Origin of the sequence: Hymenobacter sp. GOD-10R (assembly GCF_035609205.1) — a bacterium.
In the GTDB taxonomy this organism is placed as follows: Bacteria; Bacteroidota; Bacteroidia; order Cytophagales; family Hymenobacteraceae; genus Hymenobacter.
Genome location: NZ_CP141184.1, coordinates 3,192,809 through 3,205,233, shown reverse-complemented (window position 1 = coordinate 3,205,233; position 12,425 = coordinate 3,192,809). Strand labels below are relative to the sequence as shown.

Here is a 12,425-nt window from a genome sequence, read left to right as displayed (position 1 = left end):
AGTCTACAATCTTTATTCGGAAATATCCTCTACTAAATGCTGCTTCCAGAGTTGGGCGGCGTGTTGGCGGAAGACGGCGGGCGAAGCTTTTAGCGCGGCATCAAAGGTGTAGCTGCCACCTTCACCGTAGGCCTGACTCTTAATTACGATGCGGCTGGTACCACGCACCGCATACTTGCGCGGGCCTTCGTACATGATAATCTTCTGGGTGCTCGGGCTCACGTCGCCGCGACATACGGTGCGATACACCAGCCACACTTCGGCCGTGCCGTTTTGGTCGAGGTCGGTTACAGTGAGGCCTTTGGGGCGAAACCTAGCTTCTAGATCCACTGGGCAGTCGGTCACGAAGTCGTGCATTTGCCAGGTGGGCGTGCTGCCCGTCGCCGGGTATTGGTAGGCGTAAAGGTCGGCGCGCTGGGCGTCGTCCATTTCCGTACTGGCGGCGCTTTTGGGGCCGGTTTGGGTGGCTAGCACGATGTAGGTGCCGGTGCGGTCGGTGTAGCGCACGGCTTGCACTACCCGGCCGGCGTGCTTGAGCGTAGCCGGCACGGCGGCCGGGGTCAATGGGCTAACACGCAGTTGCGCATGGGCCGATAGCGCGGCAAACAAAAAGCTACTCGTCAGTAAATAGTTATTCATTAGCAACTTAGTTGATAAGCTAGGTCAGTAGGGTGCGGGCGAATCGGGCAGCACCCGGCCCTGGTGGTCGATGTACTGCCACTGGCCGCAACTCCATACGGAATGCTCCCCGTCGCGTAACACCTGGCAGCGGTTGCCTACCTGCGCCCGGCCGTTGGCAAACGGATACGCGGCCTCGTAGCGTGGCGGCAACACCACGCGCCCGGTGGCAGTGTCGGCGTACCCAATCAGGCCCGCTGCATTCACGATGCGCATCACGCCCTCGGCGGGGTAGTCGGGTCCGTTGTCGAAGAGGTAAGCCCGAAACAGCACCCGCTCCTGCCGGTCGATGCCCACCCAGCCCAGGCCGGGCTTGAGCACCAACGCTAGCTTGTCAAATCGGTCGGTGGCGCACATTGGGTAGCGGCCGAAGGGAATAACTGTGTCGCCCGCCGCTGACACGTAGGCATAAGCATCATCCGACTGCCGCACGACGAGGCGCAACGGAGTATCAGCAACAGGATTCTTTACAGCGTCAGGATAGCAGGCGCTCAACAGCAAAGCGCTGAGCAACAATAGCAGGTAACGGCGGCGCAGCATAGGATGAGCTTTCACGGGTATTCGCACTTACGCCTCGTAAGGTTGGTAGCTAGGCTGGCACACCTGTACAGGCGGAAGTTGGCAGCAATAACGCAAGGTATACGGTTGCGTTTGAACGGTATTTGCGACTTCTTGCTGGCTCTGCTTTTACCGCTCCCCTTATTCGATGGCCAACTTCTCGCTTCCTGCTGCCCTACTGCTACTGGCTAGCCTAGCCGCGCCACCCACCTACAAAACCTACCACAACGCCCGCTTTAACTTTCGCCTCGACTACCCCGCCGACCTGCGGCCCCAACCCGAGGCCGACAACGGCGATGGTCGTCGCTTCGTTTCGGCTGATGGGCAAACCGAGCTGAGCGCCTACGCGGCCTACGACGCCTTGGACGGCGGCTTGCCTGCCTACCGGCGAATGGCGCGCGAAGGCTGGCAGCAAAAGCACGCCACCATCACCCTCGACCAGAAAACCAGCACTGGCTTCGCGCTGTCGGGCACGTTGAAGGGCCGTGTTTTTTACGAGAAAACCGTGTTGAAAGCCGGCACGCTCACCACGTTCGTGTGGCAGTATCCTACCGGCCGCAAAGCTGCCATGGACCCCATCATTCGCCATACCATCCAGACCCTACAGCCCGGCAGCGACTAACCGCTTACAGCTGGTCAAGCCAGATCTTTTTCTTGGCCTCAAACTCTTCCGGCGTCAGGATTCCTTCGTCGAGCAATAGTTTGAGCTTTTGCAATTGCTGCACGGGGTCGGTCGGGGCCGGCGCGGTAGAGGCGGCTGGTAGCGGAGAAGCTAGGTGTTTGCCGAGCTCCACCCCTACTCCGAGCTGCAAGCCCGCTCCGGCTATTCCGCCGCTGGTGCGGGCGGCATCGCGCAGCGCTTGTAATTGTTCGCGCTCGGCGTACGTCATGCCCGCTACTTTGGCAGCTTGCACATCGGTGGTGGCATCAGCCACGCGACCTATGCGCTGCTGCGTAGCCGCGTCGAACACGGTACCGGTCAGGCGGAAGTCGGTGAGCAGTAAACCCAAGCGGCTACATTCGGCCGCCAATGGCTCGCGCAAGCGCGCCGCTAACGCGCTGAGCTGGGCATCAAGCTGCTGATAAGAAAACTGCGCGGCCGCAAGCTGCGTGGCTAGCTCTTGCGTTATGCGACTTTGCAGCAGCGCCTTAGCCTGCGGCACAGTGTATAAATCGCTCAAGCCCACCACTTCTGTGAAAAACTGTCGGGCATTGGCTACCGCGAACGACAGGTTGCCGTGGGCACCTAGCTCCACCGGAAAGCCGTACACCGGGTCGAGGTACTTCACCGGGGTGGGCGTTCCCCAGGGCTGGTTTACGTTTTCGGCGCGCCGATAGAAATAGATTTTCAGCTTATGCTCGCTCTCGCCTCCCGTGCGCAGCTTGCGCAACGTGGTGACAAACGGGTGATTATCCGTTGCGAGGGAGTAAACGCCTTCCGTGCTCAACACATCCGCCACGCGTCCTTCGTACACCAGCAGCGCCCCCTGCCCCGGCCCAACAAGCAGTTTGCTGGCATTTTTTACTTCGTCGTGCGCAGATGGAAACTGCCACAGCAGTTGGTGCAGCTGCGGCGCGTCCCATTGAATCACTTCGGCTAGTTGGCTGCGAAAGAAGCTGAACGGCATGGCGAGGCTAGGTGTCGGTGATGATTAGGCTGAAAGATTTCCAGCTCAGCTATGTACGTAGTTTGCTGGTGGCCGATTGCAAAACTGCGGACGCTCTGATTAAGCGAAGCCCAACTACCTCACTGCTGACCGCAACCCTAGCTATTCGCTTGCCTCGACGTGTGCCTTCTGCTGGCTCTAAAGTAAGTAGAGTACAAACTCTAACTTGCGCTAGCTTCCGCAACTTGCCCTAAGCATATACTCGCTTGTCACCTAGCCCCATGCCGAACCCAGACGCACCGCTGGCGGTGTTTCGCCGAGCCTATTTTGGACCCATTGACCACTACCTAGCTTGGCACGATGGCTACGAGGCTAATACGGCCTGTCTGGATGTTCTCTCGCCCGCCGAGCGCACCCAAGCCGAAACGGAGCTGCTAACTGCCCTGCGCAACCGCAACGCCGACGCACGTGCGTTACTGGGCCTAGGCCACCTGCGAAGCGAAGAGGCCTTGCCCCTGTTGCACTACCTTATGCGCCAAGGGTTTGAAGCCCACTACGCCCTCACCGCCATTGCCCAAATCAACCCGGCTGGCCTCAACTGCACGCTCCTAGCCGAAGTACTGACTACCGCAACCAATACCACGCAGCTGATAAACGTGCTGGTAGGACTGCACGAGTCTTTCACGCTGCCGCAAGTGGGCGCCTCCGTTGCCAGGGCTGTGCTGCGCTTGTTCACCCACCCCGATTATCTGATTCGCTACCATGCCCTGAATGCCCTGCGCCACCTCTACCACCTACCTGCTCCGGCGCCTACTGCTTCAGCAGTGGCACTTCGAGCCGATACGTTGTTTGGGCTGATTTGCCGGAAACGGGCCCCACGGGCTTATCGTCAGGCCCAGCAACTCTTTCTAGACCAAGTGCCGACCGCTACGCTTCAGCTTTTCCCGCTGTCCGTTGGAAAGGCTAGGTAGGCAGAATCCTGGTGCTAGGTTTCGGGGCTAGCGGCTGCGGCTAACTGCGCGCGTAGCAGCTCTTGTAAACGGCTTTGCAAGAGCGGGAAGCCTTTTTCTAGCCAGAAAGCAGCGGCAACGTGCCCGCTGCTCATGCCCCCACTCGCATACCGCGCGACAAACGGCTGCCGACCCGCAACTGCTACTTCGCCCACCAGGTTCAGGTAAAGGTGGTGCAGCAAAGCCTCTATCGCAGCCGGGCTGTCTGGCAACTGTAGCACCTCGAACACCTGCCGAAGCTCCCGCCACAGATGCGGGTCGCCGCGCAAGCCCCACTGACCAGGTTCCGGGTGAAAAAGATGTTGGAGGGCGGCAGTTTCCATTGAAGCAATGAATAATAATTCTGAAAGTAATAGCCTCCTGATGAGCATAAGCGAGGTATGCACTGCGCAATCTAAGTAGCTGTTGGCAAACGGCGCCGCACGCGTTGGCAGGATGGTGTAAGGCGGGTTACCTGCCGGTTGCTTTTTGTATAAAAGCTAGGTTCCTACTTAGAGTCAGAGCCCTGGTCTAGTCTTGCACCCGTTCAGCCGTTGCGCATCATGGTTATGCCTAAACTACCTTGGCTATTACCCGCATTGATTTTTTTGGTTGGGTGCGGCAGCCAGCCGGAGCAAGCTGTTTCGCCAAGCACAGTCGGCCCGCCTGTGGAAGTGGCAGGGCCGCTGCCCCCTCCCTCAGCACCACCGCCACCGGAGGAAACCACTCCTAATGCTTTGCCGGACGCGGGCCTCAACCGGCAGCTCGTCTACAACGCGGAGCTTGACCTGAAAGTAAAAGACCTTCCCCGCGCCATTAGCCGCGTCGATAGCCTCGTGCAAGCCAATCGGGGCTGGACCCAAACCGCCACTCAAACCCGCACCGACGACGAATGGCGGCAGGAAACAACCATTCGGGTGCGGCCGGCCCAAGTTATGGCGCTGTTGTCTCGTTTGAGCACCCTAGGTACGGTTGAGCGTAAAAGCTTGACGTCGGAAGACGTCACCGCCGAGCACGCCGACGTTACGGCTCGTTTGCGCAATAAGCGCTTGTTGGAGCAGCGCTACCTAGCGCTGCTCCAACAAGCGCACAAGGTAAGCGACGTGCTAGAAGTGGAAGCGAAAGTCGGGGCAGTGCGCGAGGAGATTGAGGCGGTCGAAAGCCGGCTCAAGGTACTCAACGACGAAGTAGCCTTCTCCACTATCACGCTCAAGCTCTACCAGCCCTTGGTGTTGTCCGCGCCCGATGCCCCCGTCATTTCGTTTGGCAGTCGCCTGCTGGAGGCGGTGTACGGCGGCTGGGAGCTGACGGCTAGCTTGGTGGTGGGCATCCTCTACCTATGGCCGATCTGGGTACTGCTCGGCGTGGGGCTTGTTCTCTGGCGCACGTGGCGACGTCGCCGCTTATCGTGAGTGTTCATCCTAAAATATGCTTCAAATCACGAGGCAATGTGTACTTAAAGACATGGTCGCTTTCCTAAGCAACCTAGCCAGAAAACACTGCTCTTCAATAAAAACGCATACCAATAATTGATTTAGCGGAGCCTAGTTATTCATGAAAACCAGGCAAGCCGTTCCGGGAGGCACAGTAGGTGCTGTCCTGGCTACGTAGACGCGCTCGATATCCACCGTTCTGATGCACCACGGCCCGGCAAACGACGCCTTGTCGCTTACCGGGCCGTGGGTAAAGAACCCATTACAGGTGAGTACCGCAGATCAGTTCTTGACCACGCGCACCTGCTGGGTGCCGGAGGCCGTGGTCAGGCGTATTAGGTACACGCCCACCGGGTAGGCTCCCAGCGATAGACGCACTTGCTGGCGTTCGCCCGCGGCTACGGGCTGGCCACCCTGCTGGCTCAGCGTGCGCCCCGTCAGATCATACACCGCCAGCGTGTAGGCTTCCGCGCGTGGAAGCTGGAAGCTGACGCGGACCTGGTCGGCGGCGGGGTTCGGCGCTGCTTCTAGCCGCGCGGCGAGGCGACCCGAGGCGGCGGTGGGTAGCACTGCGTTACTGGCTAGGCTCGTGCTAGCACGGCTGCTCGGTGAGAGTACCTCCAGGGCCGAGAGCTTGGCCGCATCCCGGCCCCCGTCGCTTTCCAGGGCCGACAAGTCTAGGTTGAGCACCCCATCGGTCACGACCACGGAGAAGGTCTCAGTCGTGGCCGTGAACGGGGCGACCTTGCGCAGGATGTCATAGTTGTCGAGCACCAACTGGTTTTCGGCGCGCACGTCGAAGAGGCGCTGACCAGGCTGAGTCCAGTAGAGCTCGGCAAAGTGCAGCACCACTTGGTAGGTGCCGTTGGGTACGCGCAGGCTGTAGCCAAACGCGCCCTCAAACCGCTCGGTCTGGTACAAGGCATCGTCCGTGGTACCGGCAATCGGACCCGAGTTGGCCCCCGTACGGCTGGGCGAGAAGTACTGGTCAGCCGCGAACTGGCCGAGGCTGGTGTTCACGGCGGGGCCACCGGCGTGCAGGCGATAGAGCACCTGCATGCCCGGCGTCACGCTCACCGTGACCGTGGCCGTGGCACTCAGCGCGGGCTGCCCGTCATCGGTGACGCGCACCGAGAGGGTGAAGGGCGAGGTGGCCGAGCGCACAGCCGCCGCATTGGCCACTTGCAGCTGATTGCCCACGAAGGTGAAGGCCCCGTCCGTGTTGCCCGCTGTCAGGCTGTAGGTGAGGCGTTGCCCGGCATCCGGGTCGGAGGCCACCACGGTGCCCACCAGCGTACCGGGGGCGCTGCCCTCGACCACTGAGAAGCTTTGGTTAGCAAGAACAGGCGGTTGATTGGGGCCGCTGCTGCGGGAAAGCACTTCCAGGGCCGAGAGCTTGGCCGCATCCCGGCCTCCATCGCTCTGCAGGGCCGACAAGTCCAGGTTGAGTACCCCGTCGGTCACCACCACCGAGAAGGTCTCAGTCGTGGCCGTGAACGGGGCGACCTTCTTGAGGATGTCGTAGTTGTCGAGCACCAACTGGTTTTCGGCGCGCACGTCGAAGATACGCTGCCCGGGCTGGGTCCAGTAGAGCTCAGCAAAGTGCAGCACGACCTGATACGTACCGTTGGGCACGCGCAGGCTGTAGCCGAAGGCGCCCTCAAACCGCTCGGTCTGGTACAAGGCATCGTCCGTCGTGCCGGCAATCGGCCCGCTGTTCGCCCCCGTGCGGCTGGGCGAGAAGTACTGGTCGGCGGCGAACGAACCGAGGCTCGTGTTCACGGCAGGGCCACCGGCGTTGAGACGATAGAGCACCTGCGTAGCCGGTGTGAGCGTCACTGTGATGGTGGCCGTGGAAGCTAGGCTGTTGTCGGCTACCTGCACGGTAAGCGTGAAGGTGGGCGTGGTGCCGTAGTTCAACGCTGCCATGTTGGCTACTTGCAGCTGGTTGCCACTGAAGCGGAAAGCTCCGTCCGTGTTGCCGGCCGTAATGGAATAGGTCAGTGTCTGGCCCGCATCGGGGTCAGAGGCCACCACCGTGCCCACGACCGTGCCAGCGGGTGCTCCTTCCCCGATGGTGAAGGTCTGATTGGCCACCACGGGCGCTTCGTTCACATTCGTGACCTGAATCGTAAGCGCCTTCTCGTAGCTGAGGCCGCCCGCGTCGGTGGTGCGCACGCGGATGCTGTAGCTATTCTTGGTTTCGTAGTCGAACACGGCCGCCGTGCGCAGGGTGTTAGTGCCGGCCGGGATGGTGAAGGCCGCATTATCGGTTGCGCCCGCGCCGCTCACCAACGCGTAGGTGAACGTGTCGCCGGTGTTCGGATCGGTGCTGCTGAAGGTGCCCACCAGCGTGTTCACCGGGGCGTTTTCGGCCACCGACGTGCGGCTAAGCTGAAGGTCCGTCGGCCCCTGATTGGGCACGTTGTACTGAATACTGAAGGGCGTGGCGGCGGTGTTGCCGTTGCCGGCCGCATCTTGGGCCACGTTCGCCGCGATGTTCACCGTCACCGTACCACTCGCTGCGGGCGTTACGTTAAAGGTATACGTGCGGCCGCTGCCGCCGCTGCTGAAGTCGGTGACTGTCCCATTGTTCACGCTCACGTCGGCCGGAATAAAGTCCGTGACGATTTCCGAGAACATCACCACCACCGGAATGGGCGAAGTGCTGGTTGGGTTGTTCGCCACGCTGCCGATGGATACCGTGGGTATGGTGGCATCGATGGTCCAGTTGTAGGAAGCCGGGGTGGCATCCACATTTCCAGCCGCATCCACAGCGCGTACCTGGAAGTTATGCGGCCCGTCGGCTAAGCCAGTTAGTGTCACGGGGCTGCTCGCCGACGTGAAAGCTACGCCGTCAAGGCTCGCCTGGAAGCCGACTACGCCGCTGCCGTTAGTATCGGTACCCGAGAACGTGAAGGTGGCCGTCGCGCTGTTGCTCGTCGCCGGCGGCGTGGCGGTGAAGACCGTTTCCGGAGCTAGGTTGTCAATAACGTAAAACTCACCCGATGTACTGCCCGCTGTGTTCAGATTACCCGCGAGGTCAGTCACGCTGCCCACGCGCAAGTTGGGGAACAAGCTGCCGTTACCCGCGATACCGCTGACGGTGACATCGTAGCTCGTACCGGTGCCGCTTACCGCTGTGACGTTGCCGGTAGCCCCCCCTGTGTTCAACGTGAAGTCACTGACCTCTACGCCCGTCACGCTCTCGCTAAAAATGACGCGGAAGGTGACCGACGTCAGGTTCGTGGCGATGGTGGTAGGCGAAAAGCGCGTGAGGGAAGTAACCGTGGGCGCCGTCTGATCCAGGAGGATGTCGTCGGTGATAGAAGCCGAGATGTTGCCCGCTGCATCTTGCAATTGCAAGTACACAGTCTTGGGGCCGTCGCCGGTGGGCAAGGTCCAGGCTTTGGTGCTGGCGATAGGCTCGAAGGCGGTGAAGGTGGTGCCGTCATTGGAGAAACGCATCTGCGTGGCGCCGCTGCTGGTCAGGTTTAAGGTCACGCTGGTCGAGTTCGTGCGGGCCGCGCCACCGTTGATAGCTAGGGTACCCGTGGGTGCGGCCAGGTCGAGGGTGAAGCTGACCGTCGTGGCGTTGGTGGCCGCATCCGTCACCACCAGCGTGTAGGTGCCTTCCGTGCTCACCGTAGAGCCCGATGTGAACGGATTGCCATTGAGCGTAGCCGTGCCTTCATCGAAGGTGATGGTGCGGGCGCTGTTATACACGCCGCCGTTCACCACCCCGCTCACCACCGGCGGCGTGCGGTCGATAGTGTAAGTCTGACCGCTGAAGGGCACATTCGAAACCTCCGGGCTCAGGCCGATAGTGTTTGCTAACCGTAGCTCTATCGTGCCGTTGCCGGCACCCGTATTCACCGTGATGGTGTAGGTAGTGCCCGCACCCGTGACCGTGCGCACATTAGCGCCGCTAACCCCCGCACCTACTACGACGAAGTTACTCGGCGACAAACCCGTAACAGGCTGACTGAACGTGAGCGTGTAGCGCACGCTCACGGCGTTGGTAGGTGAAGCATCTGCTCGTACCAGTGAAGCAACCGTCGCCGGAGCTAGGGTCGAGAAGGAAACTACGCTACCGTAGCTGGTGCCGGCCGTGTTAGTCGCATAGGCCCGCACGTAATACAGAGTGCTGCTGCTCAAGCCCGTGACAGCCTGCGAGAAGCTTCCTAGGTTTGCGCCAATCACCACTTTGGTTCCGCTGCCGATAGTCGGGGTTGCATTGGTGCTACTGTAGACCACGCCCCGCTCCGTCACGGTTGCGCCCCCGTCAGCGGTTACGTTGCCGCCTAGGGTAGCGCCAGTACTTGTGATGGTAGAAGGCGTAGGCGTAGCTGTTGCTACCGTGGGTGCAGCTGCTTCCGGCACGGCCAAGCCACTGACGGCTGTGGTGGTAGAGCCGGCAATGAAGGCCGGTGTTAGGAAGGTGCTCACCGCATTGCCGGAAGCGAGACTCACGGCCACAATCTTGCTGTTGGTCGTAGCCGTAGGTTGGCTGGCACGAATGTCGGCGATGAGCAAGCGGTTGTTAGCCGCGTCCAGCACCATCGGGCCAGGTGTCTGAATGAAGTTACTCTTGAGCAACACGTCACCCGTGCCATTCAAGTTGATGCGCCGTAATTGGTCCGTAGTCGTCGCGAAGCTGCCATCATTGACGGTATAGTATAAGGAGCTATTCGCCTGGTCTATGGCGAGGCTACTGACGGCTGTGGTGGTAGAGCCGGCAATGAAGGCCGGTGTTAGGAAGGTGCTCACCGCATTGCCGGAAGCGAGACTCACGGCCACAATCTTGCTGTTGGTCGTAGCCGTAGGTTGGCTGGCACGAATGTCAGCGATGAGCAGGCGGTTGTTGGCCGCGTCCAGCACCATTGGGCCAGGTGTCTGAATGAAGTTACTCTTGAGCAGCACGTCGCCCGTGCCATCCAGGTTGATGCGCCGTAACTGGTCCGTAGTCGTCGCAAAGTTGCCGTCGCTAACCGTGTAATACAGGTAGTTATTGGCGCGGTCCAGCACTAGGCTGCTGACGGCGGTCGTGGTAGAGCCGGCAATGAAGGCGGGCGTCACGAAGGTCGTGGCGGCGTTGCCACTGGCGAGGCTTACAGCCACGATTTTGCTGTTGGTCGTAGCCGTAGGTTGGCTGGCGCGAATGTCGGCAATGAGCAGGCGGTTGTTGGCCGCATCCAGCACCACCTGACCGGGCGTTTGGATGAAGTTGCTTTTGAGCAGCACGTCACCTGTACCATCGGGGTTAATACGCCGCAACTGATCTGTAGTCGTGGCGAAGTTGCCGTCACTGACAGCATAGTACACCTGTGCCTGGCTCAGCATCGTTGCGCCCAGCCACAGCCAGAGCAAGGCTGCGGCAGAAAGCAACGTGGACCACGGCCTGCTGAAGTAATCGTTTCTCATACGGGAAGAAGACAAGGAGTTAGCATAAAAAGAGAAGCCAAACCAGGGCTTGCCCATGGCGGCTGGCTACTGCACGTTGTAAGACCTAGGTCAATAGCCCCTTAGTCGCGGGATGGGTAGAGGCCTTGCACGGCAATCTGAAAATTCAGTGTCAGATAAGGATTCATCACGCCAACGGGCTGACTGCTCCCTGCTGTCCCGATGGAATTGTTATTCGCGGTGCCATTGGATGCGGCGGCATACGCCTTAACGGCCACGTTTTCCTCGCTGCCGGAGGCCAGACCGTTTGGCACGGCCAGCACATTGCCCGCCGGTGAGTTGCTGGTCGCTGCGGCGGACGAAATATTCAGGGTGTGATTGTGCGCGGGCATTTGCTGCGCGCCTAGGGTCACCGAGGGGGTACCCGCCACCTCCCCTAGGTTGTAATTGGGCAGCCCAGGCCCCTGCCCAAAATGCATGGGAAAGCGGCCACGCAAGTCGGGCAGGGCAAAGGTGGTGGTGCCGTTGCCGCCGTAGGTGGTGCCCAAAATGGAGAACAGCGCTTGATTCTGCACGATGGATAGCAGCTGTCCGTTGCAGAAGGCGTAGCCTCTTACCTGGAAATTACCGGCGAAGAGCATGATTTCCCCAAGGTACGGCTCAGCCCCATTCGTGTCGAACGCAGCCTTGTGGGAGGAAGCAAGGGCCGGGCCGCCGAGCATGCCGAGCCCTATCGCCGCGCCGAGACGCTTAAGCCAACTGCGGCGTTCTTGGTTGGTCGGGTGGGAAGCGGCAGCCGCGGGTAAGTTGGCAAAGCCAGAGGAAGTAGCTAGTAGACGCATGGGCAATGAGTTAAAAAGTTAAGAAACGGTAGGTAGTCAATGCAGTAAGTGTTGTATGCCAACTTGTTGCTTTACCTCCGTCAGGACTTCTTGGCGGAGGTGAACCAATAAGATGATGGAGTTTCTTGCGGCAGCACGTAGAAGCTGGTGAGAAGTAGAGGGGCTACTGTTTGATAGCTTTCAACCCGCTCATTTGTGCTGCGTTTGCTAGTAATTAATTGAATAGTAGAAGAATAGCACAAAGCAATTCAAGCCGATTGCTCCTAGAGATTACTGGCGCGGAGTACATGAGCTATTTACACGATTGAGCACATGGTATATCTAGTTTTCTATTAGAATCAGTAAAAATAATATAGCAATAATACCAAGCCGTTCTTACTTAACAACAAATAGTAGTGAACGACGCAGGCTGGTTAGTGAACGCCCGATAATGGTATGTGGAAGGGCCATACCGAGAGGCATAATGCCTGCTTTCAACAAGGTTTCAGGAGACAGCAGGACCGTGCGTCTACATGACTTAGCCAAAGCGTCATTGACTTAAATCATGTACCCTGTTTGGAATCAAGCCCCGTTCCGTCGCTTGAAATGGGTAGTTCCAGTAGATAACTCTAGCAAGAAACTGCTTTTGCCTTCGATCAGCATAGGTTCTGACTACTCTCAAGTAAGGCCGTTTGTACAGGAAAAGCAGGACCACGTTAAGCCCATTTTCTAGGGGTCACTGTAGCTAAATAGCCGACGCTCGTTTGACTTTTATTCTATTTAGCCTATCTACACACATCCGGTAAGAATTGCTCCTATCTTCCTGCTGCTTCCTAGAGCCCCGGTCTTGGTCTTCTCCAAGAACCCAGACCATCCCTGTAATTTAACCCCTGCGAAAAACGATGATGAGAAAGGCCTCCTTCCGCCAAGCATGCT

Annotated in this window: 9 protein-coding genes; 3 read left to right on the top strand and 6 right to left on the bottom strand. The window is 59.4% G+C overall.

Annotated elements, in window-relative coordinates:
* Positions 1 to 12: 12 nt before the first annotated feature.
* Complete coding sequence (locus SD425_RS12780; protein WP_324679152.1) at positions 13 to 639, bottom strand: M949_RS01915 family surface polysaccharide biosynthesis protein; 627 nt, start codon at positions 637 to 639, stop codon at positions 13 to 15.
* Positions 640 to 663: 24 nt separating this feature from the next.
* Complete coding sequence (locus tag SD425_RS12775; protein WP_324679150.1) at positions 664 to 1,233, bottom strand: WG repeat-containing protein; 570 nt, start codon at positions 1,231 to 1,233, stop codon at positions 664 to 666.
* A gap of 151 nt (positions 1,234 to 1,384) precedes the next feature.
* Here SD425_RS12775 and SD425_RS12770 point away from each other — a divergent pair, with 151 nt between their 5' ends.
* Positions 1,385 to 1,858: a hypothetical protein gene (locus SD425_RS12770; RefSeq protein WP_324679147.1), complete on the top strand. Its 474-nt coding sequence runs from the start codon at positions 1,385 to 1,387 to the stop codon at positions 1,856 to 1,858.
* Between the two features lie 4 nt (positions 1,859 to 1,862).
* On the opposite strand, the gene SD425_RS12765 is transcribed toward SD425_RS12770, so the two are convergent.
* On the bottom strand, positions 1,863 to 2,864 hold the full coding sequence (locus SD425_RS12765) for an SPFH domain-containing protein (RefSeq protein WP_324679145.1): 1,002 nt from the start codon (positions 2,862 to 2,864) through the stop codon (positions 1,863 to 1,865).
* Positions 2,865 to 3,124: 260 nt separating this feature from the next.
* Between SD425_RS12765 and SD425_RS12760 the strand changes: the two genes are divergently transcribed.
* Positions 3,125 to 3,814 carry a hypothetical protein gene (locus SD425_RS12760; RefSeq protein WP_324679143.1) on the top strand — a complete coding sequence of 230 codons (690 nt, stop codon included), beginning with the start codon at positions 3,125 to 3,127 and terminating at the stop codon, positions 3,812 to 3,814.
* Positions 3,815 to 3,828: 14 nt separating this feature from the next.
* On the opposite strand, the gene SD425_RS12755 is transcribed toward SD425_RS12760, so the two are convergent.
* Positions 3,829 to 4,176 carry a hypothetical protein gene (locus tag SD425_RS12755; protein WP_324679141.1) on the bottom strand — a complete coding sequence of 116 codons (348 nt, stop codon included), beginning with the start codon at positions 4,174 to 4,176 and terminating at the stop codon, positions 3,829 to 3,831.
* 225 nt (positions 4,177 to 4,401) lie between these two features.
* Here SD425_RS12755 and SD425_RS12750 point away from each other — a divergent pair, with 225 nt between their 5' ends.
* A complete protein-coding gene (locus SD425_RS12750) occupies positions 4,402 to 5,244 on the top strand; it encodes a DUF4349 domain-containing protein (RefSeq protein ID WP_324679139.1) in 843 nt (280 codons plus the stop codon).
* A 303-nt stretch (positions 5,245 to 5,547) separates the two neighbouring features.
* On the opposite strand, the gene SD425_RS12745 is transcribed toward SD425_RS12750, so the two are convergent.
* Complete coding sequence (locus tag SD425_RS12745; RefSeq protein ID WP_324679137.1) at positions 5,548 to 10,689, bottom strand: malectin domain-containing carbohydrate-binding protein; 5,142 nt, start codon at positions 10,687 to 10,689, stop codon at positions 5,548 to 5,550.
* Positions 10,690 to 10,790: 101 nt separating this feature from the next.
* On the bottom strand, positions 10,791 to 11,510 hold the full coding sequence (locus SD425_RS12740) for a phage tail protein (protein ID WP_324679135.1): 720 nt from the start codon (positions 11,508 to 11,510) through the stop codon (positions 10,791 to 10,793).
* Between the last annotated feature and the right edge of the window lie 915 nt (positions 11,511 to 12,425).